Raw genomic sequence first — 26,886 nt, forward strand, 5'->3', positions numbered from 1 at the left:
TTTTTCCAGGCGACGGTCGCCAAACCGCCCCAGCCGCAAATCATCCATCGCTCAATTCTCCTGCTTGCGGCAACAGAATCAGAACGGCATTCCATAGGCAATTCTAAATGTGTGAATGCCATAGCCCCGAGGGGAGAAGAGGGAGTCGAGACGTTGCGGGAGCCCCTATTCTATCGCGACCCTGCGACAAGATCATTGGCGGACCGCAGCACCGTCCCGATCGTGATGTCCTGCGCGACGATCGTCTTGCTAGTCTTCATCGCAAACACATGGCTCTCGCCCGGCAGCAGCGTCACCAGCATCGTGTCGACCACGGCGTCCGGATCCAAACGGTCCGCCATCAGGCAGAGATCCTTGAGGAAATTCTCAGCCGTCACCGCAACCGCAAACCCGCCATCGATCCCGGTGACATCGATGCTCAGCCGCGGCGCCGGTAAGGCAAGCTCGATATCCTCGACGAAATAATGCAACGCCCGCCGATCGAGCATGTCGACGACGACCACCTCATCATTCGGTAAGCCTGGACTGACGATATCTTCCGGCAGCGGAAATTCCTTGGCTTCGAAGCGGTCGCAGAGCAGCCGCCAGAATTCGAACTCGGCAAGCACGGTGCCGTCGAGCTTCAAACGCTTGCCGCTGATCTTCGCCCGCCAGAACAGCGTCCTTTCATTGACCGCCACTGCTGCAAGTCCGCCGCCCCGCGGCTGGATCGTCAGCAGGCGCGGATCATAAGCAGCCTTCAGCGCATACCAGAGCGGCTTGCGGCGCCCGGCCGAATCGAGCGCGGCCCATGAGGTCACCGGCCAGCAGTCGTTGAACTGCCAGACCACCGCGCCCTTGCAGATATTCCGATGCGAGCGCATGTGCTCGATGCCGAAGCGGATGGCGCGCGCCTGATTGAGCTGGGTGGCGAAATGCCAGTCGTCCATCGTCTTCGGTTCCGGCAGGTGGCCGGCGAGGCCGCGGATCAGCTTGTCATTGCCCTGCGTCGCCTTTTGATGGTGGAAGACGCCGTTCGATTGCGGCGTCAGCGGCTGATCGTGCACGCTTTCTTCGATCGTCGCCCAGTTGGCCGGCGCCTGCCAGCCGAATTCGGAGCAGAAGCGCGGGATGTAATTGCGGTAGACCTCGTAGCCGACATCGTTCCACACATCCCAGATATGTTTGCAGCCATGTGCATCGGCATTGGGCTCGATCTCCATCAAGCCGGAATAGGGGCTGCCGGGATAGTAGGGCCGGTCCGGGTCGAGCTCGGCGCAGAGCTTGGGCAGCAGCTCGAGGTAGTAACCGAGCCCCCAGCTTTCGCCGGCCTTGATGATCGGCCGCCAGCCCCATTCGTCGAAGCCCCAGATATTCTCGTTGTTGCCGTTCCAGAGGATCAGCGAGGCATGCGGCATCAGCCGCACGACATTGTCGCGCACTTCCGCCTCGACCTCGCTCTTCAGCGGCTCCTCTTCGGGATAGGCGGCGCAGGCAAAGAGAAAATCCTGCCAGACCAGCATGCCCATGCGGTCGCAGGCCGCGTAGAATTCGTCGCGTTCGAAAATACCGCCACCCCAGACGCGCAGCATGTGGATATTGGCGGCCTTCGCCTCCTCGATGCGGGCGGCATAGCGCTCGGCCGTCACCCGTGAGGGGAAGCAATCGTCCGGAATCCAGTTGGCGCCGGCGATGAACAGCGGCACATCGTTGATGACGAAGGTGAAGGCGGAACCGTACGCGTCGGCCGAAGTGTCGAGCCTCAGCGAACGGAAACCGAGCTCGCGCTCGCAAGTATCGAGCAGATCGCCGCCGGCATCGTCGATCAGCTCGAGCACCAGGGGATAGAGCGGCTGGGCACCGAGATGGTGCGGCCACCAGAGTTTTGGCGAGGGCAGGCGAAGCTCGAAGGCGACCGTGTCTTCTCCGGCGCCGATCGCAACCGTCGTCGTCACGCCGCCGATCGTCGCGACGAGCCGGCACGCCGCCCTGTCGCCATGACGTGCTACCATCGCATGGACCTTCACCAGCCCGTCACCGCCGGCAAGTGTTGCCGAAACCCGTGTCTCGGCAAGCCGCGCCCGATCCCAGCTTTCCAGCCTGACGGGCTTCCAGACGCCCGCCGTCACCAGCGTCGGCCCCCAGTCCCAGCCGAAGTTGCAGGCCATCTTGCGCATCAGATTGCCCGGTCCCGGATAGTTGTTGGGCCGGTAGCCGTAATGTGTCTCTATCTCCGCGCCATAGGCATAGGCCGAGCGGAAGGTGACCGTGAGTTCGTTGGCGCCGGCCCTTAGCAGCCCGGAAACATCGAAACGGTAGGTGCGGTGCATGTTGAAGCTGCGGCCGATCTCTTCGCCGTTCAGCGTGATCGCCGCGATCGTATCGAGCCCGTCGAAGACCAGTTCCTGTACCGTGTTGTCATCAGGCGTGGTCTCGAAACGGCAGCGATAGGTCCAGTCGGTGTTGCCGATCCAGTCATTGGTGATCTCGTTGACGTCGATATAGGGATCGGGAATCAGTCGGCTGGCAAGAAGGTCGACGTGCACGCAGCCCGGCACCGTCGCGGGGATCGTATCAGATAGTCCCGGCCTTCCTGTATCGTTGCAGTGAAGCGTCCAGCCGGAATTGAGCTCAGTTTTGGCAATCATCTTATTTCCTAGAGAAACCGGCCGTGGCGCTGCAGCACTTCGATCTTGTAGCCGTCGGGGTCGCTGATGAAGAAGAACAGGCCGAAGAGCTTGCCGTCGCGGTTGAGCTCCACCAGCTCCCCCGGTTTTAGCCCCAGTTTAGCCAGCCGTTCGCGCTCGACCGCCACCTCCTCGACGGAGACGGCAAGATGGCCATAGGCATTGCCGAGATCGTAAGGTTCGGTCCGGCCCTTGTTCACCGTCAATTCTAGTTCGAAGCCGGTCTCGACACTGCTCATATAGATCAGCGTAAAGGTTTCGAAATCGACGCGGTCGGCGACGGAAAGGCCGAATGCTTTGCTGTAGAATTCGACCGAGCGCGCCTCGTCGAGAACGCGGATCATGGAGTGGATCATCTTCGCCAAGTCTGCCTCCCATTGCTTCGTCTGTGGCAGACTTGGTAGCGGTCCTGTCAGGCCGCGCGCAAGCCGATTCTTCGCGTGATTGCCGCTTCGATGATGCCCATGGCGTCATAGATCAGCACCGCCATCAGGCCGACGATCAGCCCGCCTTGCAGGATGAAGGCGGTATTGTCTGAAATCAGCCCGGCGATGATCACTTCGCCGAGGCCCTTTGCCGCAACCGTCGAGCCGATCGTCGCCGTGCCGATATTGATCACCGTTGCGACCTTCAGCCCTTCGAGGATCAGCGGCAGGGCAAGCGGCAGCTCGACACGGAAGAGCCGCTGCATTCCGTTCATGCCCATGCCATCGGCGGCATCGAGCACCTGCGGTGACACCTGCTTCAGCCCTGCGACCGTGTTTTCGAAGATCGGCAGCAGCCCGTAGAGAAAGAGCGCGATCAGCGTTGGCATGGCGCCGAAGCCGGTGGCGGGTACGGCAAGCGCCAGCACCGCGACCGGCGGAAAGGTCTGCCCGGCATTGGCAATCGCCCGCGACAGCGGCAGGAAGTCCGCGCCGCTTTCCCGTGTGACGAAGATGCCGCCGAGCACGGCGAGCACAGCACTGCAGGCGATGGATCCCACGACGAGCTGCAGATGGCCGGCGGCAAGCGAGGCAAGGCTGTTCTGCGTATAGACCGCGGGCGCATTGTTGCTCGTCAGCGGTACGAGCAGGAAGGAAAGCCACTCCGTCCTGAACAGCAGGATCAAGAGCAGGACAAGCGCCGCCAGGCGGAGGAGGTTGGCGACGATCAATTGCATGCCTTGCGGCCCAGTTCGAGAAGCCGCGTCATCGAGATCGACCCGACCGGCGCCTTCTCGCCGTCCTGCACGGCCGCTTCATCGACTCCTTGCCAGATCATTTCGGCGAGCGCATCGCGCAGGCTGAGCGACTGCGGCAGCGCATAGGCGAGACCGCTTTTGGCCGGTTCCATGCTTTCTTGCAGCGGCAGCAGCGACATCAGCTTCAGCGCCCGGTCGGAGGTGCCGGTCAGTTGCTGGACGAAGGGATCGGCCGGTTCGGTGAGAATTTTTTCCGGCGTCGAGCATTGCAGCAATCTGCCCTGGCTCATCACAGCGATCTGGTTGCCGAGATGAAAGGCCTCGTCCATGTCATGGGTGACGAGGACGATCGTCGTGCCGAACTGCTTCTGGATCGCCAGCAGGTCGTCCTGCGCCTTGCCGCGGATGACCGGATCGAGCGCGCCGAAGGGTTCGTCCATCAGCAGCAGTTCCGGCTCGGCCGCCAGCGCCCGGGCGACGCCGACACGCTGCTGCTGGCCGCCGGAGAGTTGGTGCGGATATTTGTCGGCAAAGGTCGCCGGGTCGAGGTTGAAAAGCCCGAGCAGCTCTTCGACGCGCCTGGAAATACGCGTCGAATCCCAGTCGAGAAGCTGCGGCACCGTGGCGATATTCTGCGCCACGGTGCGATGCGGGAAGAGGCCGTGCCCCTGGATGGCATAGCCGATCCGGCGACGAAGCTCGGTCACCTCGACGTCCATCACATTCTGCCCGCCGACGAAGATCTCGCCTTCGGTGATCGGCACCAGCCGGTTGATCATGCGCATCAGTGTCGATTTGCCGGAGCCCGACGTGCCGACGATGACGGTGATCGAGCCCTTCTCGACGCTCATCGAGACCTTGTCGACGACGGTGGCGGCACCATAGCGCTTGGTGACGTTCCTGATTTCGATCATGCTCATGCGGCAGGCCCCCGGATGCTGTCGATGACCGCATCGAGGATGACGGCCGATGAAAAGGCGAAGAAAACGGTCGGCACGGCGCCGAGCAGGACGAGGTCCATCGCCGTCTGGCCGAGCCCCTGGAAGATGAAGATGCCGAAGCCGCCGCCGCCGATCAGCGCGGCGATCGTCACCATGCCGATTGCCTGCACCAGCACGATGCGGATGCCGGTAAGGATGACGGGAAAGGCAAGCGGCATGTCGATGCCGGTGAGGATCTGCCGGCGCGTCAACCCCATGCCGGCCGCGGCATCGCGCACGGAAGGATCGACGCCCTGCAGACCGACGACCGTATTGGCGACGATCGGCAGCAGCGAATAGAGCACGAGCGCGATCAATGCCGGCGCCGTGCCGATGCCGCGGATGCCGATGGCGGCGGCGAGCGGCACATGCGTGGCGAGGTAGCCGAGCGGCAGCATCAACAGGCCGAACAGGGCCAGGCTCGGGATTGTCTGGATAAGGCTCAGGCCCTGCAGCACGATGGCGCGCAGTTTCGGCACCCAGAAGCAGAGGATGCCGAGCGGCAGGCCGAGAACGATCGCGATGGCAAGCGAGCCGAGCGCCAGCAGCAGATGCGAGATCGCCTCCGTTTGGAACTGCGCCGCCCGTGTCGAAAACTCCTTCATGATCGACAGGTTGTCGAGCAGGCCGGAAGCGAGGAGGACGAAGAGCAGTGCCGTATAGGCCGCGAGCGTACCGACCCGCATCCAGGGCGCCAGCCGGATCTTCACCAGTGCGTCGGAAATGACGAGGCCGATCACAGCGAACAGCACCCAGAAGCCGCCGCCGGGTGTCATGCGCGCCACCGTGCTGCCGGGCGGCGTCGCCGCGGTCGAGACGAGCCCGATGGCGACGATCAGCGCCGCGAGGCAGAGGGTGGCGATCGCAAGCCGACCAACCGCATTGCGAAGAAATAGCGTCGCCAACGCGGTCAGAACGAGAAGCGCAGTCAGGACGACGACGGAAGGCTGGTGGAGAAGCTGCGTCAGCAGCATCGGCTTGCCGGCGGCAATGCGGTTCGCCTTCACATAGATGAAGGGCATCAGTGCCGTCGCCGCGATGCCGCCGGCCACCAGAACCACGCCGAGCCGGTCCAGCCTGCGGACCGCTGAGGTTTCTTGCATCGATCCAACCTTATGGGGAAAGGAAGCTCCGCCCGAAGCCGGGCGGAGCGCGCGACGATTATTTCAGGAAGCCTTTTTCCTTGAGATAGGCTTCGGCGACGGATTTTGCCGGCTCGCCATCGACCTGGATCTTGGCGTTGAGCTTGCGCAGCTCGTCGGCGGTCAGGCTCTTGAAGATCGGCGACAGGATTTCCTCGATCTTCGGATTGGCCTTCAGCACCTCTTCGCGGATGATCGGGGTCGGCGCATAGACCTGCTGCACGCTCTTGTCGTCTTCGAGAACGGTGAGTTCGGCCGCCTCGATCGCGCCGTCGGTGCCATAGACCATCGCGGTGTTGACGCCGTTCGTCTGGTCTGCGGCCGCCTTGATCGTCGCCGCCGTGTCGCCGCCGGAGAGAACGACCATCTGGTCGGGCTTCAGCTGGAACCCGTAGGTCGTCTGAAAGGCGGGAAGCGCGCCGGCCGAATTGACGAATTCGGCAGAGGCCGCAAGCTTGGCGGTGCCGCCGCCGGCCACCCATTTGCCGAAGTCGGAGAGGGTCTTCAGCTTGTTCGGTTCGGCAACATCGCTGCGCACGGCGAGCGCCCAGGTGTTGTTGGCGGGCGAGGGTGTCAGCCAGACGATCTTGTTGGCGTCGTAGTCGAGCTTCTTCGCCAGCTCGTAGCCCTGATCGATGTTCTTCCAGGCGGCATCGTCCGCCTTGTTGAAGAAGAAGCCGGCATTGCCGGTGTATTCGGGATAGATGTCGATTTCACCTGCGGTGATCGCCTTGCGCACGACAGGCGTGGCGCCGAGCGCGATGCGGTCTTGCGTCTTGATGCCGTTCGCTTCGAGAGCAAGCGCAATGACGTTGCCGAGCAGCGTGCCCTCTGTGTCGATCTTCGACGAGACGACGACGTCTGCGGCCTGAACCGCGCCCGCCGCGAAGGCGGAGAGCGAAACGGCAAGTGCGAGTTTCTTCAGCATGGAATATCCCCTTTTGAACACCGTTGATGAGGCGCAAACCCTTGACGGGAGGCTTGCGCGCAGGAAAATCCGCCGGCGAGGGCGATCGGGCCGCCATCATGCCGGAATTGCGTGCGTCATGGAAATAGCGTGCCCATCCGAAAAATCGATGCAAGCCCCCTCCAGTATTTGCCGTCGCACCGGCGATTATGGCGGCGAACGCATCTGCGCGCGCGGAAACGCATTCCCTTTTCCAAGGCCGGTGCGATTTGTTTTTGTCCCCTTGCGTGTTTCCACGGCGATCCGGTGCTCTTTCTTACGATTTCTCGCCGCCCGGATTTCTGTGACGGCAACGATAGCCCGCCGATCAGAAAGCAGGGATATCTTTTTTCCTGAACACATCATATCGTCCGGTTTTTCCAGCGCTTTCCGGAGGTCTCTGTTTGCATCTCGGTGCCCTGTTCATTGCAAACCATGTCCTGACATCAGGTTCGATCCGCGATACCGCGCGGCGCTTCCAGCTGTCGCCCTCCACCGTCTCGACGGCGATCCGCAATCTCGAAACCGAACTGGCCATGAAGCTCACCGAACGCACCGCCGGCGAGCTGGTGACGCTGCTCGCAAGCGACCGAGTGCGGGAGGGGCTGGAGCCGATCGCGGCTGCGATAGCGCAATTGGGGCAGTTGACCGGTCATGACAGCGCGGCCGCCGATGCCTACCAGGCCTGGGCATCCCGCATCCCGGTCAAGATCGTCACCATCGAACGTTTCCTTGAAGTCGCCGACCAGGGCAGCATCAATCGCGCCGCCCGCCGGCTGCGTCTCGGTCAGCCGCAGCTTTCGCTCCAGCTTGCCAATCTTGAGAAATTTCTGGACGCCCGCCTCTTCGAGCGGCAGGCGCAGGGCTCGGTTCTGACGGAGGAGGGCAGGCGCGCCTACCAGATCTTCGTGACGATCAGCCAGGCGTGGGACGATCTGAAGGCTTCGGCCGATGAACGGTATCGGCGCACGGCCCGGTCGCTGCGCATCGGCTCGATCATCCCGACCGGTTCGGAAAGCTGGGTTGCGCGCTGCCTTGGGTCGCTGGTGTCGGAGTGGAACGCTCGGCGCAGCAACAATACTATCTCGCTGGTCTCGATGACTGCCGACGATCTGCGCGAGGCGCTGAAAAGCGGCCGCATCGATGTCGCGATCCTGGATTCTGTCTTCGGGCTGGAGAGCTTCCGGCATCGCGAGCTGCTGCAGACCGACATGGTGGTGATCGCGCCGCCGCAAAGCACGGAAATGACGGTCGCCGATCTCGTCGCCGGCCATGCGATCTGCATGCCGAGCCCGCGCACCGGCCTCGGCCACGCGGCCATGGCTTTTAGCGCCGAACGCGCGCCGAACCGGCGCTTTCGCAGCCAGGATATCACCGCGGCGGATTCGCTGCCCGTGATCGTCGATCTCGTCGCCAATCACGGCTATGTCTCCTTCCTCGGCCGCGTCAGCGCCATGCCGATCGCCGACAAGGTGCGCATCGTCGATCTCGACGAGCATGTGCCGATGTCCTATCACGTCGCCTTCAACCACCGCAAAGCCGCCGCCGATGCCTGCGCCGTCATCATCGAGGCGGCGGCAAGAATTACGTCGCAATCTCTCTCGCAAGCCATGCGGCAGGCGGAGGAGGGCGCCAGGGAGAGTGCAGCATGACGATTTTGCTTGAGGTCTGTGTCGACAGCGCCGAGGGCCTGGCAGCCGCCATCGAAGGCGGCGCCGGCCGCATCGAGCTTTGCTCGGCGCTGGAACTCGGCGGCCTGACGCCGCTGCCGAGCCTGATGCGGCTCGCCGCCAAAGCGCCCATTCCTGTCTATGCGATGATCCGCCCGCACGCCGGTCCCTTCATCTTCGGCAGGACGGACGAGGAGGCGATGATGCTCGACATCGATGCGGTGCGCGCCGCCGGCCTTGCCGGTGTCGTCATCGGCGCCAACCGGCCGGACGGTACGCTCGACATGCCGCTGATCCACCGCCTGAACGCGCATGCGATGGGGCTCGGCTCGACGCTGCATCGTGCCTTCGATCTGGTGCCCGATGCCGATGAGGCGCTAGAACAGGCGGTCGAGCTCGGCTGCGAACGCATCCTCACCTCCGGCTGCGCGCTGAAGGCCCCAGACGGCCTGGAAACGCTGAAGCGCCTTTCGGCGAAGGCGGCCGGCCACATATCCATCATGCCTGGCAGCGGCATCCGCCCGGCAAATGTCGGCGCCATATTGCAGGCAACCGGCGCCCGCGAGGTCCATGGCTCCTGCAGCTCACCAGTCGAAAGCGCCGACCCCCGCGCCGTCGCCTTCGGCTTCGAGGCGAAGAGCAGCAACAAGACCGATATCGCCGTGGTTCGGGAGATGTGCAGGGCGATCGCGGCGGAAGCTTAGGCTTTCGGCGTCTTTTGCAAGTCGCTGAGTTTGCGCCCTCACGCTTCCATCGAATAACCGGCGCCGCGGACGGTGCGGATGACGTCCTGCATGTTGGAGAAGTTCAGCGCCTTGCGCAGGCGGCCGACATGGACGTCGACGGTGCGTTCGTCGACATAGATGTCGTGGCCCCAGACGCCGTCGAGAAGCTGCGAACGGGAGAAGACCCGGCCTGGCGACGACATCAGGAATTCCAGCAGGCGGAATTCGGTGGGGCCGAGGCGGACTTCGCGGCTCTTGCGATGAACGCGGTGCGTTTCACGGTCGAGCTCGATATCGCCGCATTTCAGGACCGTCGACAGAACCTCCGGCCGGGCGCGGCGCAGCATGGCCTTGACGCGGGCGACGAGCTCGGGGGTCGAGAACGGCTTGACGACGTAATCGTCGGCGCCGGTCGACAGCCCGCGGACACGCTCGCTCTCTTCGCCGCGCGCCGTCAGCATGATGATCGGCAGACGCTCGGTTTCCGGCCGCATGCGCAGGCGCCGGCAGAGCTCGATGCCGGAGACGCCGGGCAGCATCCAGTCGAGGATGAGAAGATCGGGCGTGCGCTCCTGGAGCCGGATCTCGGCTTCGTCGCCGCGAAGGATGGTATCGACCTCGAAGCCTTCCGCTTCGAGATTGTAACGAAGAAGCACGCTGAGGGCTTCTTCATCTTCAACAACTGCAACTCTCGGGATCATGCGTCTCGGTCTCCTCGCGCACGATCCTTAAACCGAAGACGATTCAAGCACGGGATCCTGCGCAAAATCAGAATTGGCTGTGACCTCGCTGCGCGCCCGCGCGGGCGCGCAACCGACTGGCCCGGAACGGTTATTCCGTGACCGCGCCGACGGTGTTGGCGCTGTCGTCCTTCGGACGGTCGCCTTCCGGCTGTGCGCCGGTGGCCATGTAGTAAATCGTCTCAGCGATGTTGGTGGCGTGGTCGCCGATACGCTCGATGTTCTTGGCGCAGAAGAGAAGATGCGTGCAGCTGGTGATGTTGCGCGGATCTTCCATCATGTAGGTCAGGAGTTCGCGGAACAGCGAGGTGTACATGGCGTCGATCTCGTTGTCGCGTTCGCGGATCGACTTGGCCTTGTCGGCAGCGCGCGTCGTGTAGACGTCGAGCACTTCCTTGAGCTGCACGAGCGCGAGTTCGGACAGATGCTCGAGACCGCGGGCGAGCTTGCGGGGAACGCCCGTCGCCTGCACGGCGATGACGCGCTTGGCGGTGTTTTTGCCAAGATCGCCGACGCGTTCGAGATCGGCGGCGATCCGGATCGAACCCATGATCTCGCGCAGGTCCGATGCCATCGGCTGACGGCGGGCGATGGTGACGATCGCCTTATCGCCGATCTCGCGTTCCATGTGATCGAGGATCACGTCGTCCGAAATGACCTTCTGGGCGAGCGCAGTATCGCCATTGACGAGCGCGCGTACGGATTCGCTAACCATCTGCTCGGCCAGGCCGCCCATTTCGGAAATCCGCCTGGACAGGAACTTCAGATCATCATCATAGGCAGAAAAAATATGTGTCGATGCCATGGGCTTTATCCTCGAATAACGGGAAGACGTCGTGTCGCCAGAATCAGCCGAAACGGCCCATGATGTAGTCCTGGGTGCGCGGATCGTCCGGATTGGTGAACATCTTGTCGGTGTCGTTCTCCTCGACGAGGTTGCCGAGGTGGAACATGGCGGTGCGCTGCGAAACACGGGCCGCCTGCTGCATGGAGTGCGTGACGATGACGATCGTGTAGTTCTCGCGCAGCTCGTGGATCAGCTCCTCGACCTTGGCGGTGGCGATCGGGTCGAGCGCCGAGCAGGGCTCGTCCATCAGGATGACTTCGGGGCTGACGGCGACGGCACGGGCAATGCACAGGCGCTGCTGCTGACCGCCGGAGAGGCCGGTGCCGGACTCATGCACGCGGTCCTTGACCTCGTTCCAGAGGCCGGCGCGCTGCAGACTGGTCTCGACGATCTGGTCGAGATCGGCCTTCGACTTGGCAAGACCGTGGATGCGCGGACCGTAGGAGACGTTTTCATAGATCGACTTCGGGAACGGGTTCGGCTTCTGGAAGACCATGCCGACGCGGGCGCGAAGTTCGACGACGTCGATGTCGGGATCGTAGATATCGTCGCCGTCGAGGGTGATCTTGCCGGTGACCCGGCAGCCGTCGATCGTGTCGTTCATGCGGTTCAAGCTCCGCAGGAAGGTCGACTTGCCGCAGCCCGACGGGCCGATCAGGGCGGTTACGGTGTTTTCGCGTATGTTCAGGTTCACATCGAAAAGCGCGCGCTTCTCGCCGTAGTAGACCGAGACATCCTGGCCGATCATCTTATACGGGACGTTGCTCATCTTCTGATCCAGCGCCTTTTCAACTGCTGCTTCCGTCAACATGTTCATGATGTTTAACTCCGTTTACCAGCGGCGCTCGAAGCGACGACGCAAGAGGATGGCGCCCATGTTCATGACGATCAGGAACAGGAGCAGGACGATGATGGCACCCGAAGTACGCTCCACGAAGGCACGTTCGGCCTCGTTCGCCCACATATAGACCTGCACCGGCAGGGCCGTCGAGGGTTCGAGCGGTGTCGCGGGCGCGTTGGCGACGAAGGCGACCATGCCGATCAAGAGCAGCGGCGCGGTTTCACCGAGCGCATGGGCCAGGCCGATGATCGTGCCGGTGAGGATGCCGGGCATGGCAAGCGGCAGGACATGGTGGAAGACCATCTGCATCTTCGAGGCGCCGAGACCCAAGGCTGCGGCACGGATCGATGGCGGCACGGCGCGCAGTGCTGCACGGGTGGCGATGATGATGGTCGGCAGGGTCATCAGCGTCAGCACCAGGCCGCCGACCAGCGAGGCCGAGCGCGGCAGGCCGATGAAGTTGATGAAGACCGAAAGACCAAGCAGACCGTAGACGATTGAGGGAACGGCGGCGAGGTTGTTGATGTTGACTTCGATCAGGTCCGTCAGCTTGTTCTTCGGAGCGAACTCCTCGAGATAGATCGAGGCGGCGACGCCGATCGGCAGCGAAAGCGCCAGCACGATCAGCATCAGGTAGAGCGAGCCGATGAGGGCGACGCCAAGGCCTGCAGCCTCCGGACGGCTGGAGTTGCCGTTGACGAAGAGGCCGGTGTTGAAATCCTTCTGAAGAACGCCGCTCGCCTTCAGCTGGTTCATCCAGGCGACCTGCTTGTCGTTGACCTTGCGGTTCTTTTCATCGACCGAAAGATCGATCTGGCCTTTGTTGGCACTGTCGACATTGGCATCGGCGAGCACGGTGACGTTGACCGTCTTGCCGATGATCGACGGGTCCGCCACGACCATATCGCGCAGCTGGATCGGCGCGCCCTTGGAGAGCATGGCCGTTGCATCGCGCACGTCAGGCTTGCTGGAAGCGTTGATGTTCAGCTGCTTGACGATCGCGTCGCGCAACAGAACCGGATAATTGGCGGCGATCAGCACCGAAGGATCGGTCGCACGCTTGTTGGTGGGGTCGATCGTCTTCTCGGAGAATTCGACCGGCAGGGTGATCACGGTCTGCTGGAAGGCGGTGTAGCCTTTGCCAATGACCGTCCACAGCAGGATGAAGAGGAAGATGAGGCCGAAGGCGATGGCGGCGATGCCATAGGCCTGGAACCGGCGCTCGGCGGCGTAGCGGCGCTTGATGCCGATATCGCGGCGGGCGGGCGCCTTGGAAACGGTGACACCTGATGTGGGAGAAACAATATCCGTCATTCGTACTGCTCCCGGTATTTGCGCACGATGTAGAGCGCGTAGATGTTGAGGCAAAGCGTGATGCAGAACAGCGTGATGCCGAGGGCAAAGGCAACCAGCGTCTGCGGCGAGGTGAACTCGAGGTCGCCCGTAAGCTGGTTGACGATCTTGACGGTCACGGTCGTCATCGGCTCGAAAGGATTGATCTGGATGCGGGCGGCGACACCGGCGGCCAGCACGACGATCATGGTTTCGCCGATGGCGCGCGAGGCGGTCATCAGCAGCGCGCCGACGATGCCGGGAAGAGCCGCCGGCAGAACCACCTTCTTGATGGTTTCGGAGCGCGTCGCGCCGAGGCCGAGCGAACCGTCCCGCAGCGCCCGCGGCACGGCGGTGATGATGTCGTCCGACAGCGAGGAAACGTAGGGGATCAGCATGATGCCCATGACGATACCGGCCGTCAGAACGCTCTGTGCCTGGATGAAGTTGCTGTAGTTGCCGGAGAGCAGGCCGCTGATCTCAGCCGAGAAATCGCGCAGGAACGGACCGACGGTAACGAGCGCGAAGAAGCCGTAGACGATTGTCGGAATACCGGCGAGCACCTCGAGAAGCGGCTTGGCGATCCCGCGCAGCTTCGGCGAGGCGTATTCGGCCATGTAGATGGCGGCGAAGAGGCCGACCGGCACGGCGACCAGCATGGCGACCAGGCCGATATAAAGCGTGCCCAAGAGCAGCGGGATCAAGCCGAACTGGCCGAAGGACGAGCTGCCGGCGCCGGCAAAGCGCGGATCCCAGACGGTGCCGAAGAAGAATTCGCCGGCGGGAATGACCGCAAAGAAGCGTGCTGCTTCGGAGAGCATGGACAATACGATGCCGATCGTCGTCAGGATGGCGATCGAGGAGGCGAGCAACAGGCCCCACAACATGACGCGCTCGACCCGGTTGCGGGCGCGGAAGCGGGGCGCGATGGCGCGGAGAGCGTAAAACGCGCCGGCAACGGCGAGAACGAAGACCACTGCGGTCATGGCGATGCGGCTCGTCGCGCTCATGGAATTGAGCGTCTTGGCGGCTTCGACCATGTAAGGCTGCGGCTGGCCGGCGAGCGGGACGCCCTTTTCGCTGAGCTTGGCCTGCAGGGCGGCCGGATCGGCGGCGACTGCCGACGTTTCGTCGGGCGTGAGCATCGTCAGGCCGCGCGCGACCGTCGCCACCATCGAATAGCTCAGATCCTGCTCGACTGCCGGCTGCGCCTTGACATCGTCAGGGAAAGCGCCGCGAACCGAGGACTGGATGATGCCGGGGCTGACGGAGAGCCAGAGGCAGAGAACGATGAGGGCGGGAAGAACCGCCCAGATCGCGGCATAGGAGCCGTAATAGGCCGGCCGTGAATGCAATGCGGAGGACCTGCCTCCGGCAAGTGCTGCGGCACGGCTGCGCGCGACCAGATAGGCGGCGGCGCCGATCACCACAAGGCACAAAAGTATGACGGATGTGCTCATTCGTTACGTCCCCAGGCCCGAGGCCCCCAAAAAGCGCGGGCGGCTGCATCAGCCTGCCTTCAGCTTCCAATCATTGGAGAAGGAATTCCAACCCTGCGCCTCCCGGCACGCCGGGGCGCAAGGCAATGCCGGCGCGGGTCTTCGGACACCGCGCCGGCACAGTCATTACATAGCCTTGCCGGCTTCGACTTCCTTGCGGATCGCGTCGCGCTCGGCATCCGGAGCGGCAACGAGGCCGTATTCGGCGAGCGGGCCGTCGGGGCCGATCATCTGGTCGGATACGAAGAAGTTGACGTATTCCTTCAGGCCCGGAACGGCGCCGAGATGTGCCTTCTTGACGTAGAAGAACAGCGGACGGGAAACCGGATAGGTGCCGTTGGCGATCGTCTCGGTGGACGGGACGATACCGTTCACGGTCGCGACCTTGAGCTTGTCGGCGTTGTTTTCATAGAAGGAAAGGCCGAATACGCCGACGCCGGTCTTGTTGGCGGCGATGCGTGCGAGGGTTTCCGGATAGTCGCCGTCGATGTCGACTGCTGCGCCGTCCTTGCGGACTGCGACGCAGGCCTTGCCCTGGGCAGCCTTGTCGGAGATTTCCTTGGCGATGACGTCGAGAGCGCCCGAAGCCTTGCAGCCGGCGGCCAGAACGTTCTGTTCGAAGACTTCGCGGGTACCGTGCTTTTCGCCCGGGATGTAGGCGGCGATGTCAACAGCCGGGAGCTTCGGGTTGACTTCCGACCACTTCTTGTAGGGGTTGGCGACGAGCTTGCCGTCGACGACGACCTGGGCAGCCAGCGCCTTGTAGATGTCGGCCGGAACGTAAGCGACGTCGGGGTTGGACGAGTCGGTTGCGAAGACGATGCCGTCATAACCGATCTTGACTTCCTGGATGTCGGTTACGCCGGCAGCCTTGCAGGCTTCGGCTTCGTTCTTGTTGATCGGACGCGAAGCGTTGGCAATGTCGATGGTGTCTTCACCGACGCCCTTGCAGAATTCCTTCAGACCAGCGCCCGTGCCGCCGGATTCGACGACCGGCGTCTTGAAGTTGGTGAAGGTCTCGCCGAAGGACTCGGCTACGATCTTGGCGTAAGGCAGGACGGTGGACGAACCGGCAACCTGAATCTGGTCGCGGGCGACGGCAGCGCCAGCGAAAGCAGCGGTTGCAGCGAGCGCGGCAACGGTGAGCTTGAAGGTGTTCATTAAAATCTCCCGCATTGGGCTTGTGTGAGTGCGGCCTAAAGAGGCCCCCGCAGTGCCATTTTTCATCGGCGGGACTCTCTTAGCGCTGTAAGCACCGTCCTTTTATGTCAAATCGGTGAAACATTTGTGACAGCTTAAATAACTGATATTAAATGAAAATCCTGAAATGAGCTGAGCGAATGCGTCGGAAAGGCCATGAACCCTGGCGGTCGATCGACCTTGCATTGCAAAAATCATTAGAACAGCTTTATGGCGAACCGGATAGAGAGGTGACGGTTCTCGGTTGTCTCATTCCCATGAAAACGGGGAAAAGGAACGAAGGAAGACATTTGCTTAGAACCGCACGGTAAAATCGGTGCCTTTGCCGACTTCCGATTTGACGATCAGGCGGGCGCGGTGGCGGGTGAGGATATGCTTGACGATCGCAAGGCCGAGGCCGGTGCCCTTCTTCGATCGGCTATCCTCGATGCTGACGCGATAGAAGCGTTCCGTCAGGCGCGGCACGTGCTCGGCCGGTATGCCCGGCCCCTTATCGACGATGCTGACCTCCACCGGCTGGCCGGCGCCGTTCTTCAGCCAGACATCGACGACTTCGCCTTCCTGGCCGTATTTGCAGGCGTTTTCCATCAAGTTCTCGAAGACCTGGACGAGCTCGTCGCGGTCTCCGAGCACCTCGACCTTGCCGTCGGGCAGGTGCAGATTGATATCGACGCCGACATCTCTTGCCAGCGGCACCAGCGAATCCCTGACATGGCCGAGGAGCGGCACCAGGTCGACCTTCTCGTCAGGGGCGATGTGCGATTTCAGCTCCAGGCGGGAAAGGGAAAGCAGATCGTCGACCAGCCTGCTCATGCGCGTCGTCTGGTCGAGCATGATGCCGAGGAAACGCGCCTGCGCCTTTAAATCGTTCTTCGCCGGTCCCTGGATGGTCTCGATGAAGCCGCGCAGCGAGGCGAGCGGCGTGCGCAATTCATGGCTGGCATTGGCGACGAAATCCGACCGCATGCGGTCGATGCGGCGCACCTCCGATATGTCGCGGAAGGACAAGATGAAATAACGCTCGCGCGCCGCATCTTCGGTTCCGAATTCGAGAGGGGCGCTGCGCACGATATAGACGCGCTCGGAGGGCAGCCGCTCGGAGTGTTCGATCTGGTTCGGTGCATTGGTGGCGATGGTTTCGCGCACCATGTCGAGCACGCCGGGCGAGCGCAGGCGGGCCGAAATATGGGCGCCGAGGGCGACCTCGCCGAAGGCCTTTTCGGCGGCGCGGTTCTGAAAGAGCACCGAGGCGTCGCCTGACAACACCATAACAGGAATATCGAGGCTGGCGAGCGTGGCGGAAACATCCGGCAGACGGCTCGGCGGCGCCTCCGGCTCGATCTCCACCGGCGCGACGGGTTCCTGCTTGATGACCGGCGCCTCGTTGAAGAGCGCGGTCAGGATCATGGCGAGCAGCAGGACGAGCACGGCCCATTTGTTCATGCCGGCGGCAATCGCGACCAGGGCGCTGATTATCGCCGCAAGCAGTACCGGCCGTTCGCGCCGGATGCGCGCCAACAGGCTGGTTGTCCACGATGTTTCGTCTTGCAAGGTCCCTCGCGGCGTCGATTCGTTTGTCTTTATATTGAACTCTGCCTGATAGCGGCAATTCATGACAGAAGTTTTCGGCTGGCCTCTCTAATGCCAAAGGCCACAGCCGAAAACCGGGAGAAATGACCAGCCGGCGGCGAAAGATTTGATTTCCAACGGCAAATATGTTCGCCTGCAGCAGGAAAAACGATCAGGCGCAGGAGGAGCAAATGGACGAGGACGTCGAAAACAGGGCCGTCGAGCTCGATATCCGGGGAACGAAACGCATTTTCGATGTCGACGATCCCGCTCTGCCCGACTGGGTGGAGGAGCACGCGCTGGAATCCGGTGATTTTCCCTATAAGAAAAAGCTCAAGGAAGAGGATTATGCGGAGCAGCTGGAGAAGCTGCAGGTCGAACTCGTCAAGGTGCAGTTCTGGCTGCAGGCGACCGGCAAGCGGGTGATGGCGCTGTTCGAGGGACGCGACGCGGCCGGCAAGGGCGGGGCGATCTCGGCCTCCTCGGAAAATATGAACCCACGCCTTGCGCGCGTCGTGGCGCTGACCAAGCCGACCGATCGCGAACAGGGACAATGGTACTTCCAGCGCTATGTCGCGCAGTTCCCGACCTCGGGCGAATTCGTGCTCTTCGACCGCTCCTGGTACAACCGCGCCGGCGTCGAGCCGGTCATGGGCTTCTGCACGCCGCAGCAATATGAGGATTTTCTCAAGCAGGCGCCGCAGCTCGAAAAGATCATCGCCCATGAGGGCATATTCTTCTTCAAGTTCTATCTCGATATCGGCCGCGAGATGCAGCTCAAGCGCTTCCACGACCGCCGGCACGATCCGCTGAAAGTCTGGAAGCTCTCCTCGATGGACATCGCGGCACTGACGAAATGGGACGATTACAGTGGGAAGCGCGACCGGATGCTGAAAGAAACCCATACGGATTTCGCGCCCTGGACGGTGATCCGCGCCAATGACAAGCGGCGGGCGCGTCTGGAACTGATCCGTCATATGCTGAACAGGATCGACTACGACGGCAAGGACAAGAAGGCGCTCGGCGAGGTCGACAAGGAGATCATCGGCTCCGGCCCAGGCTTTCTGAAATAGCGCTTTCTAAAATAGCCCGGCGCCCGGCGTAAAAGCCGCGTCACTGCCCCGGCAGGATACGGACGGCGAAGAGATTGATGCCGCGCGCCTTGCCGTCGAGATCGCTGTTGATCGTCAGAGTGCCCGGTGAATTCGGCGCGAGCGAGCGGTCGAACCGCACCTGCAGCAGCGCGTCCGATTTCTCCCGGGTGACGGTGAAGCGATGGCGGGCGCAATTGCCGAGCGTCTGGAAATTGCACTCGACGGTCACTTGCGTCGGCTCGTCTGTGGTGGATTGCAGCGTCAGCGCGATCGTCGAGGATTTGCCGGCAAGCTGCTGCAGCACCGACGCCGGCACGCTGATCGCGATATTGCCGTCGGCAGCACCGCTTTCGGAAATCAGACGGATGGCGGGGCCGTCGTTCTCGGTGATGTTTTCGGTGCGTGCCCGCGGGCCGTTCTGGATCTTGTCGGCATCGGCAGGCTTGAACACCTCGATCCAATCGGCCGAAAAACTGTTCTGCGGATCGATCGTCACCGGCTGATCGGTATGAGAGCCGGCATTATTGGCAGCACTGTCATCGTTGGCTTTGTCGTCATTGCCGGTGAAATCCTCCGGCTGGGTGCTTGCCGGCGGATTGGCGACGCTGGTATCGCGCTCGGCCGCCGTCAGCAGCAGGCCGGACGTATAGGCCCACCAGGCGCCGATGCCGATGAAGGCCAGCAACACGCACCAGACGAGCAGCCTTGAGAAGAACTTGCGCGGCTTGCGCCGGCCTGCGGCCCGTTCCGGTCGGAAATCCATGGCGGTGGCGCGCTCGCCACGCGCCAACCGCTCTTCCGCGACGGGAGCGCCCGAGAGATGATCGGTCGTCCCGGCATGCACGTCGTCGAGCCGCGCTTCGTCGGCATGGTGCATGACAACTTCGGGGGATTGAGTCTCGCCCGCAGCCACGGGACTGTCGATGAGGCTGTCGACATCGGCGACATCGCCTCTGTGAACCGGCGGCTGCGGCATCTCCACGACCGGCGGCACCGGCACCTCAGGCGGCCTCTGCCGGGGGTGAAGACGGTCACGCTCCTCGCCTTCGATGGCATGGATGGTGCTTTCCAGGCGATGGCGGTGGTGGGCGACGACCTCGGCATCAGTAATATCCTGCTTGCGCAGGCCGGCTTCCAGCGCCTGACGGGCGGATTGGTAGATCCTCGCTCGAACCTCCGGATTGTCGCGATCGGAATTCTCGAGCGCTGTTCTGATGGCCGTTTCTAATCCGCTCACATCAAGTCCTTCACCTTGAATCCGGCACCAGACCGCAATCGCCGCCGGCGCCTGTCAAAATTCGGTAACGGCAAGCGCGACAAACCGCAAGCCTTGCTGGCCGGGCAGCGATTGATCCGCGGGGATAACGGGCGGCTTTCACGATTTGCCGGCTGCATTTCCTTCGTCTCTTGGAAATATATATTCGGACCGAAATCGACCAAGGCGTGGCAGCCGCTCTTTTATCGTCTTTCCATCTCTGTTATGAGATTGACGTTTTCGTAAACGTCAATCAAACGGTGAACCATGGCGCTGCCCCCGATCCTCAAGGACAAACTGAGACTGCCGGTCATCGGCTCGCCGCTCTTCATCATCTCGCATCCGGCACTGACGCTGGCGCAATGCAAGGCGGGCGTCGTCGGCGCCTTTCCAGCGCTGAACGCCCGGCCGGAAAGCCAGCTCGACGAATGGCTGGCCGAGATCACCGAGGAACTTGCCCGCCACGACGCCGCCCATCCGGAGCGGCCGGCGGCCCCGTTCGCCGTCAACCAGATCGTGCACATGTCGAACAAGCGGCTGGAGCACGACCTGATGCTCTGCGTCAAATACAAAGTGCCGATCGTCATCTCCTCGCTCGGCGCCGTGCCGGAGGTCAATGCCGCCGTGCATTCCTATGGCGGCATCGTGCTGCACGACATTATCAACAACCGCCATGCGCATTCGGCGATCCGCAAGGGCGCGGACGGGCTGATCGCGGTGGCATCAGGCGCCGGCGGCCATGCGGGCACGCTGTCGCCCTTCGCGCTCGTCCAGGAAATCCGCGAATGGTTCGAGGGGCCGCTGCTGCTTGCCGGCGCGATCTCGACCGGCGGCGCGATCCTCGCCGCACAGGCGATGGGCGCCGACATGGCCTATATAGGCTCGCCCTTCATCGCGACCAAAGAGGCGCGCGCCGCGGACGCCTACAAGCAGGCGATCGTCGAAGGGGCTGCGGCCGATATCGTCTATTCCAACTATTTCACAGGCGTGCACGGCAACTACCTCAAGCCCTCGATCGTCGCCGCCGGCATGGACCCCGACAATTTGCCCGTCGCCGATTCCTCCAAGATGGATTTCGAACAGGCTGTCGGCGGCGCCAAGGCCTGGAAGGACATCTGGGGCAGCGGCCAGGGCATCGGCGCCATCAAGGCCGTCGAGCCGGTGGCAAAACTCGTCGACCGGCTGGAAACCGAATACAGGGCCGCCCGCGCCCGGCTGACGCTCTGAGCGGCTTCCCCCTCTTTTTTGCCAAAGGCATGACAGGGCGCTTGAAATCTTCAAACAATGCCTGTATCAGCGCCATGCAAATCGCAGGCCGCACGCTTCGGCCGCCAAATGCCGCTTTAGCTCAGTCGGTAGAGCACATCATTCGTAATGATGGGGTCACGTGTTCGAGTCACGTAAGCGGCACCATTTTTCTTTCTATTCTCGTTGAATGAGCATTTTCCGCACGGGAACGTGTCGGCGGAGCTGCAGCATGCCTTTGCGAGTTGGACTTCGCGCAGAAGAGGGGTCGACCATGATATAAATTTCGGCCGCGTGTGCGTAACTGCCGCACGAGTTGCACGTCGACGCTCAAGCGGTGGGCTTTTAGGCTGAGTCAGAGTCTTCGTGAGAGAAGGATGGTAACCGCCTCCGCGGCTGGTTGTAAACTTTAAAGCGTACGTCTTGCTGATCGCGTATAAGTAGGTAAGCTGAGAAGATATTCAGAGCAGATTGAAAGTTCCCGATTGCAGTCCCCGAAGTTTCAATTCTTACAACAAGATCTCAAGGACGTATTCTCTGCGTCGCTGATGCGCGAGGAGTGGAAGAAGCGGGTTCGCTATCAACTCAGAAAACAACTGGTCTTCGACGCTATTGAGTATCGAGACTACAACGAAAATTTAACGAGGCTGATTGCTCAAATTCAACGAGAGGTTTTGTCTGGAGAATACATCGTCAGAAAGCCGAAAAGGTTCTTGGCAGAAAAGTCTCGCGGTCTATGCCGTCAGATGACCTTGGTTCATCCTCGGGATTTGCTTGTTTTGGAGCGCCTATCCCGAAGCATCTTTTTCGAATTAAAATCCAAAGCGCCGAGTAAGACAGCATTCTTTGAGCCGGACGACGGCAACTTTGTCAAAGGATTTCAGCAAATCGACCACCAGTACGGGTCATTCGCAAGTTGGAAGCGGTTCCAAAAAGTAGTTTTCGGATTCGCAAAGGAAAACAAATACCTTGTAATAACTGATGTCGCCAATTTCTACGATTTTATTAACTTTCAACATCTTCGGAATATAATTGCCTCTTTGGCCAACATTCGCGAGGCGGTATTAGATCTCCTGATCCACGTGTTAAATCGCATGACTTGGACGCCCGATTTCATGCCTCTAACGCAAATTGGAATGCCTCAGATTGAGACCTCGGCAACACGAGTTCTAGCGAACGCGATGCTCTATGAGGTCGACAAGGTCTGCGAATATTCTGCCATTTCTAACTATGCCAGGTTCATGGATGACATGGATATCGGCGTTGACACGATGGCTGCGGCCAAAGCTATCGTCAGGGATTTGGATTTAACCCTTCAGTCTCGTCAGCTACGATTGAACTCATCGAAGACGCGAATACTCTCTCAAGCGGAAGCGTTCGATCATTTTTGTATCAAAGAGAATGCAGAATTGCTTGGATTTGCTGAGGTAATTGAAAAGGGAGATCAATCTCAAGCTATTCAGAATGCGGTCACCTCCAAATACGAATCCTGGCTTGATCGAAAAGGCAAAGGGGAACCGGGATCACAATCACCTTTTAAGAGGGACAACGGGTCTAAGATTCATAAATTTATCTTCAGTCTCATGCATGAGTGTGGCTGCAGCATACCCGACGGTGATCTTATTTGGCTTATCAAAAACGCTCCCGCCATGAGATCGACTGCGCTCCGATACCTTGCGTATTCAAGCAATAACAATGCTGCATTTGCAGAACTCAATGATTTTGTTTTGAACAGTTTTTTCGTTGACGATGCGTCTTTCGTGGAAATAACTGGCTATCTCCTGCATGGGAGATTTAGGCGTGCCGATAAACTAATCGGACAGGTGCGGGATTTTTGCCGGATCGCATCGCAAAGGGGCGGCGTCGGTCTTCACGGCGCGATTTTTGTGGCTAGCAAGTTCCTGCCCAGAGAGGAACTCGCTTCCATGCTCATGGACAACCTCGGCAAGATTTCGGAGGATTTTTGGTTGTGCCGCGCGGCAGCCGGGGTCTCGCCACGTTTTATTCATACGCCGGACTATAACAAATTTCATGATATTATTTTAAAGTTGGAAAGCGAAGACGCATACTCTGTTTCAAATTATTTCATGGCTCTCTCTGACGATTCTCAGTTGTCACCGTCGCTGAAAGCCTACCTGACTGCCTCAAATGACAGCTATCCTCAGAAACTCTACTTCCCGAAAGTGCTGTCTCTTTTAGCGATCTCGAAGAATAAGGACGCTAAAAAGTTACTCCCTCAAATGCATGCTTTACATCCTGCCCTCAAGAGCGATCCCTTTTTTCGCCAAATGGGGTTCTAGTTATTAAGGAAGACGGCTAGCACGTTCAGTCCTTCCCGGAAGAAGCCGTAAGCCTCACCAGGAACCAGCCGCCGACGAACAGGTTCTCCCCATAGGACAACAAGCATGGAGAACATCATGTCCTGTAAACTCATCGTTATATCCCTCCTTTCCATCGGTCTTGCCGGCTCGGCGCTGGCGCAGACGCCGGGTGGTGCGAATTCCAGCGGGCGGCTTTCGGTGGCGCCTGTTATTGGCGGGTCGGGGACCTCCGGTTCCGGCTCGGCTGGTGCCGGTGGTACGGGGGCGGCTGGCTCGGGTTCCATCGGCACTGATTCGGGCACCACCGGCAGCACGACCGGCACTGGTGGCGTCGATCTTGACAGCGGCCGCAGCACGATCAATCCCGGCGGGGTCAATCCGGATCTGCAGCAGGTGCCGGGCTGCACCGCGGGCACCGGTTCGCTCAGCGAAGCATGCCAGCAATGAGGATGGGGCGGCCGTCCGCCCCCCTTAAGGATGAAGGCCCCGCGCGTGATGGCGCCGAGCCTTGACTTCGGCTGCCATCCTGAACCGGCGCCAAAACGACGCTTGCCGCGAGAATTGCTTTACCGGCCGGCTTTCAGGTCGTAAAAGGGCGGCATCCCTCCGCAAACGGCGCATCGCCATCCATACAGCTAGCCTGCCGCTATATCCGGCCCTGCGAAGCACCCGAAGAGGATCGTCATGTCGAATGCAGCGCAACGCTCGAACCGCGTGCTTGTCGTCGCGACTATCATGCTTGCGACCTTCATGGTGGCCATCGAGGCGACGATCGTGGCGACCGCGATGCCGCGCATCGTCGGGCAGCTCGGCGGCTTTTCCTATTACAGCTGGGTGTTTTCGGCCTTCCTGCTGGCGCAATCGACGACGACGGTCATCTACGGCAAGCTTTCCGATATTTTCGGGCGCAAGCCGGTGCTGATCGGCGGCATCCTGATCTTTCTCGCCGGCTCGGCGCTCTGCGGCTTTGCTTGGTCGATGATGTCGCTGGTGCTTTTCCGGCTGCTGCAGGGGCTGGGTGCAGGCGCGATCCAGCCGGTGACGATGACCATCATCGGCGATCTCTTCAAGCTCGAGGAACGCGGCCGGGTGCAGGGCGCGATGGCGACCGTCTGGGCGACGTCGGCCGTCGTCGGGCCGCTTGCCGGCGGCATCATCGTCGATGCCTTCTCCTGGGCCTGGATCTTCTGGATCAATCTGCCGATCGGTATCGTCTCGATCGTCGCCTTCATGATCTTCCTGAAAGAGGACGTGGCGCATAAGCAGGCGAAGATCGACTATCTCGGCTCGGTACTGTTTTCGATCTCGATCGTCGCCCTACTCATCATGCTGACGGAAACGGATGCGAGCGCCTGGATCCTGCTGTCGCTTTTCGCCGTCTTCGTGATCGCGGGCCTGCTCTTCCTCGGCCAGGAGAAGCGGGCGCCCGAGCCGATCATTTCGATCGCGCTCTGGAGCCGCCGGCTGATTGCGACCAGCAATGCGGCGACGCTGCTGGCCGGCATGGCGCTGATCGGCCTTTCCACAATCCTGCCGCTCTATGTGCAGGGCGTGCTCGGCCGCTCGCCTCTCGTCGCGGGCTTCACGCTCACCATGCTCGTCGTCGGCTGGCCGATGGCGGTGATGCTCTCCGGCCGCTTCTACAAGGCTTTCGGCATTCGCCGCACCTTGCGCGTCGGCAGCCTGATGTTTCCCTTCGGCGCCTGCTTCCTCCTGTTCCTGACGCCGGAAAGCTCGCCTGCGCTTGCCGGCGCCGGCTCTTTCTTCATGGGCTTCGGCATGGGCCTCATCAGCCTCACCAGCATCGTGCTGGTGCAGGACAGCGTGGAATGGTCGATGCGCGGCAGCGCCACCGCCTCGATCATCTTTGCCCGCAGCCTCGGCAATACGCTCGGCGCCACCGTGCTCGGCGCGATCCTCAATGCGGGCATCAGCCATTATGCGAGCGGTGAGGCGGCGGCCGGCCTGCATGAGGCTCTGAACCAGCCGACCGGGCTTTCGGAACTCGCCGCCGATCCGGCGACCCGCCTGGTCTTCAATGCGGCGCTGCATTGGAGCTTCTGGGGCGTGGTCGTCGTCGCCGTGCTGACCTTCCTCACCACCTGGCTGATCCCGGTCGGCCATGACAAGCGGCGCGAGGAGCCGGCCGCGGCAAGCGAGGCGGCGTCGCACTAAATTGGATTGATGCGACGCCGGGCGCGCGCTCCGTGAAGGGCACGCCTGCCATCTCAGCGATCAGCGAAAGCCGCCGCTGGCGGCCAAACGCTCGCCGGTCAGCCAGCGGGCATCATCGGATGCGAGGAAGACCGCGACATCGGCGATATCATCCGGCTGGCCGGTGCGACCGAGCGGCGTCTGGGCCACCAAAGTCTGCTCGAAATCCGAGCCGATTACGCCGGCGGTGTGCGCGCCTTCGGTCTCGACGATACCCGGGAGGATGGCATTGACCCGGATCTTGCGCGGCCCCAGCTCCTTGGCGAGCACGCCGTTGATGCCCTCTACCGCGCCTTTCGTGGCCGTGTAGACGGAGGTGTCGGGGGGGGCCAGACTGGTGACCACCGACGAGATGTTGATGACGCTGCTGCCCTCGCCAAGATGTTTGATCGCTGCCCGGGTGGTCAGCAGAACACCGAGAACATTCACGTCGAATATGCGACGATACTGCTCCTCGGTCACCTGCTCGATCGGGGCGAATTCGTAGACGCCGGAATTATTGACCAGCACGTCGAGCTTGCCGAACTCGTTGATCGCAGCATCGATCAATCCCTGTGCCCCATCGGCCTTGGAAACATCGCCCTGCACCGCGATGGCCTTGCCGCCCGCCGCCTCGATCGCACCAACCACGGAGTCGGCTCCTGCCTTGCTCGAAGCGTAATTGACCACCACTTGAGCACCTTCGGCCGCGAGCGCCTTGGCAATCGCGGCGCCGATCCCCTTGGAGGCTCCGGTTACGACTGCGACCTTTCCAGTGAGCTTAGCCATTCTTCGTCCCTTTCGACTCGGACTGCCGCCGATATTGGCGACTTGTTCCGTAGTTCAGAAATTCGGAACTGTTGATCTCGATGTCAAGGGTCGCTATATGAAAATTCATGAGACCGCTCTTCCACCCGGCGATAGAGGACATCCGGCCTGATGCGATATTGTATGCGCTTTCCGATCCGGAACGCGCCGCGATCTTCGCATGGCTTGCCGGCGCCGGCTGCGGCAGAACCTGTTCGGCACTTGCCGATCTCGGCGAGCGCACCATTCCGAAATCATCGCTGTCGAACCACTTCAAGGTTCTGCGCGAATCCGGGCTGATCCGGAGCGAGCGCCAGGGCGTGGAGATGCGCAACGAGACCCGCTGCGCGGAGCTCGATGAGCGTTTCCCCGGTCTCATCAGGGCTATTCTGACGGCTTACGGACAGCTTCCTCCAGAGATGAAGGATTGATGGGCTGAGAGGCGGGGCGTAAGCGCACACCGTGCGGCCCCCTCATCCGACCTGCGGCCACCTTCTCCCCAACGGGCTATGGCATTCACACATTTAGAATTGCCTATGGAATGCCGTTCTGATTCTGTTGCCGCAAGCAGGAGAATTGAGCGATGGATGATTTGCGGCTGGGGCGGTTTGGCGACCGTCGCCTGGAAAAA

23 protein-coding genes and 1 tRNA gene are annotated in these 26,886 nt (G+C 61.4%); 9 read left to right on the plus strand and 15 right to left on the minus strand.

What is annotated here, in order from left to right:
• Positions 1-170: 170 nt before the first annotated feature.
• Genes ATY77_RS17555 through ATY77_RS17580 form a run of 6 tightly spaced genes read right to left on the minus strand, consistent with a single transcriptional unit; the run spans position 171 to position 6,899 of the window.
• On the minus strand, positions 171-2,627 hold the full coding sequence (locus ATY77_RS17555; protein WP_088688359.1) for a glycoside hydrolase family 2 protein: 2,457 nt from the start codon (positions 2,625-2,627) through the stop codon (positions 171-173).
• Positions 2,628-2,635: 8 nt separating this feature from the next.
• Positions 2,636-3,031 carry a VOC family protein gene (locus tag ATY77_RS17560; RefSeq protein WP_088676705.1) on the minus strand — a complete coding sequence of 132 codons (396 nt, stop codon included), beginning with the start codon at positions 3,029-3,031 and terminating at the stop codon, positions 2,636-2,638.
• 47 nt (positions 3,032-3,078) lie between these two features.
• A complete protein-coding gene (locus ATY77_RS17565) occupies positions 3,079-3,828 on the minus strand; it encodes an ABC transporter permease (protein WP_088688360.1) in 750 nt (249 codons plus the stop codon).
• Positions 3,819-4,769 carry an ABC transporter ATP-binding protein gene (locus ATY77_RS17570; RefSeq protein WP_088688361.1) on the minus strand — a complete coding sequence of 317 codons (951 nt, stop codon included), beginning with the start codon at positions 4,767-4,769 and terminating at the stop codon, positions 3,819-3,821. The genes ATY77_RS17565 and ATY77_RS17570 overlap by 10 nt, the downstream gene beginning before the upstream one ends.
• Positions 4,766-5,932, minus strand: a complete 1,167-nt coding sequence (locus ATY77_RS17575) for an ABC transporter permease (protein WP_088688362.1) — start codon at positions 5,930-5,932, stop codon at positions 4,766-4,768. The genes ATY77_RS17570 and ATY77_RS17575 overlap by 4 nt, the downstream gene beginning before the upstream one ends.
• Positions 5,933-5,990: 58 nt before the next feature.
• A complete protein-coding gene (locus ATY77_RS17580) occupies positions 5,991-6,899 on the minus strand; it encodes an ABC transporter substrate-binding protein (RefSeq protein ID WP_088676709.1) in 909 nt (302 codons plus the stop codon).
• 422 nt (positions 6,900-7,321) lie between these two features.
• On the opposite strand from ATY77_RS17580, the gene ATY77_RS17585 reads away from it, so the two are divergent.
• Both ATY77_RS17585 and ATY77_RS17590 read left to right on the plus strand, forming a co-directional pair.
• Positions 7,322-8,569 carry a LysR family transcriptional regulator gene (locus ATY77_RS17585; protein WP_088688363.1) on the plus strand — a complete coding sequence of 416 codons (1,248 nt, stop codon included), beginning with the start codon at positions 7,322-7,324 and terminating at the stop codon, positions 8,567-8,569.
• Entirely contained in the window at positions 8,566-9,291 is a 726-nt protein-coding gene (locus ATY77_RS17590) for a copper homeostasis protein CutC (RefSeq protein WP_088688364.1), read from the plus strand. The genes ATY77_RS17585 and ATY77_RS17590 overlap by 4 nt, the downstream gene beginning before the upstream one ends.
• A gap of 38 nt (positions 9,292-9,329) precedes the next feature.
• Here ATY77_RS17590 and phoB read toward each other — a convergent pair whose 3' ends face one another.
• From phoB to phoR, 7 genes are all read right to left on the minus strand, one after another.
• Complete coding sequence (gene phoB, locus ATY77_RS17595; protein ID WP_003570612.1) at positions 9,330-10,013, minus strand: phosphate regulon transcriptional regulator PhoB; 684 nt, start codon at positions 10,011-10,013, stop codon at positions 9,330-9,332.
• 130 nt (positions 10,014-10,143) lie between these two features.
• A complete protein-coding gene (gene phoU, locus ATY77_RS17600; protein WP_088676712.1) occupies positions 10,144-10,857 on the minus strand; it encodes a phosphate signaling complex protein PhoU in 714 nt (237 codons plus the stop codon).
• Positions 10,858-10,900: 43 nt separating this feature from the next.
• Positions 10,901-11,716 carry a phosphate ABC transporter ATP-binding protein PstB gene (gene pstB / locus ATY77_RS17605; RefSeq protein ID WP_088688365.1) on the minus strand — a complete coding sequence of 272 codons (816 nt, stop codon included), beginning with the start codon at positions 11,714-11,716 and terminating at the stop codon, positions 10,901-10,903.
• Between the two features lie 15 nt (positions 11,717-11,731).
• The gene (pstA, locus tag ATY77_RS17610) at positions 11,732-13,054 is read right to left on the minus strand and encodes a phosphate ABC transporter permease PstA (protein WP_088688366.1); all 1,323 of its coding nucleotides are present in this window, start codon (positions 13,052-13,054) and stop codon (positions 11,732-11,734) included.
• The gene (gene pstC, locus ATY77_RS17615) at positions 13,051-14,532 is read right to left on the minus strand and encodes a phosphate ABC transporter permease subunit PstC (protein ID WP_088688367.1); all 1,482 of its coding nucleotides are present in this window, start codon (positions 14,530-14,532) and stop codon (positions 13,051-13,053) included. Before pstC ends, pstA begins: the two co-directional genes overlap by 4 nt.
• A 165-nt stretch (positions 14,533-14,697) precedes the next feature.
• On the minus strand, positions 14,698-15,732 hold the full coding sequence (locus ATY77_RS17620) for a substrate-binding domain-containing protein (RefSeq protein ID WP_088676716.1): 1,035 nt from the start codon (positions 15,730-15,732) through the stop codon (positions 14,698-14,700).
• Positions 15,733-16,065: 333 nt separating this feature from the next.
• The gene (gene phoR, locus ATY77_RS17625) at positions 16,066-17,289 is read right to left on the minus strand and encodes a phosphate regulon sensor histidine kinase PhoR (RefSeq protein ID WP_088688376.1); all 1,224 of its coding nucleotides are present in this window, start codon (positions 17,287-17,289) and stop codon (positions 16,066-16,068) included.
• A gap of 242 nt (positions 17,290-17,531) precedes the next feature.
• On the opposite strand from phoR, the gene ppk2 reads away from it, so the two are divergent.
• Positions 17,532-18,413, plus strand: a complete 882-nt coding sequence (gene ppk2 / locus ATY77_RS17630) for a polyphosphate kinase 2 (protein WP_088688375.1) — start codon at positions 17,532-17,534, stop codon at positions 18,411-18,413.
• Between the two features lie 40 nt (positions 18,414-18,453).
• Here ppk2 and ATY77_RS17635 read toward each other — a convergent pair whose 3' ends face one another.
• The gene (locus tag ATY77_RS17635; RefSeq protein WP_088688368.1) at positions 18,454-19,671 is read right to left on the minus strand and encodes a regulator; all 1,218 of its coding nucleotides are present in this window, start codon (positions 19,669-19,671) and stop codon (positions 18,454-18,456) included.
• A 285-nt stretch (positions 19,672-19,956) separates the two neighbouring features.
• Here ATY77_RS17635 and ATY77_RS17640 point away from each other — a divergent pair, with 285 nt between their 5' ends.
• The 5 genes from ATY77_RS17640 to ATY77_RS17660 all read left to right on the plus strand — a co-directional run bounded on the left by ATY77_RS17640 (position 19,957) and on the right by ATY77_RS17660 (position 25,430).
• Positions 19,957-20,916, plus strand: coding sequence for a nitronate monooxygenase family protein (locus ATY77_RS17640; protein ID WP_088688369.1), 960 nt, complete (start codon positions 19,957-19,959; stop codon positions 20,914-20,916).
• A gap of 110 nt (positions 20,917-21,026) precedes the next feature.
• Positions 21,027-21,102: transfer RNA gene (locus tag ATY77_RS17645), tRNA-Thr, on the plus strand.
• Positions 21,103-21,419: 317 nt separating this feature from the next.
• Positions 21,420-23,234, plus strand: coding sequence for an RNA-directed DNA polymerase (locus ATY77_RS17650; RefSeq protein WP_088688370.1), 1,815 nt, complete (start codon positions 21,420-21,422; stop codon positions 23,232-23,234).
• Positions 23,235-23,351: 117 nt separating this feature from the next.
• On the plus strand, positions 23,352-23,702 hold the full coding sequence (locus ATY77_RS17655; protein ID WP_088688371.1) for a hypothetical protein: 351 nt from the start codon (positions 23,352-23,354) through the stop codon (positions 23,700-23,702).
• 237 nt (positions 23,703-23,939) lie between these two features.
• A complete protein-coding gene (locus ATY77_RS17660; RefSeq protein ID WP_088688372.1) occupies positions 23,940-25,430 on the plus strand; it encodes an MDR family MFS transporter in 1,491 nt (496 codons plus the stop codon).
• Positions 25,431-25,490: 60 nt separating this feature from the next.
• Here the strand turns inward: ATY77_RS17660 and ATY77_RS17665 are convergent, their stop codons facing one another.
• Positions 25,491-26,237 carry a glucose 1-dehydrogenase gene (locus tag ATY77_RS17665; protein ID WP_088688373.1) on the minus strand — a complete coding sequence of 249 codons (747 nt, stop codon included), beginning with the start codon at positions 26,235-26,237 and terminating at the stop codon, positions 25,491-25,493.
• Positions 26,238-26,344: 107 nt separating this feature from the next.
• Between ATY77_RS17665 and ATY77_RS17670 the strand changes: the two genes are divergently transcribed.
• Entirely contained in the window at positions 26,345-26,686 is a 342-nt protein-coding gene (locus ATY77_RS17670; RefSeq protein ID WP_088688374.1) for a helix-turn-helix domain-containing protein, read from the plus strand.
• Positions 26,687-26,886: the final 200 nt, after the last annotated feature.

Source organism: Rhizobium sp. R634 (assembly GCF_002211305.1).
Taxonomy (GTDB): Bacteria; Pseudomonadota; Alphaproteobacteria; order Rhizobiales; family Rhizobiaceae; genus Rhizobium.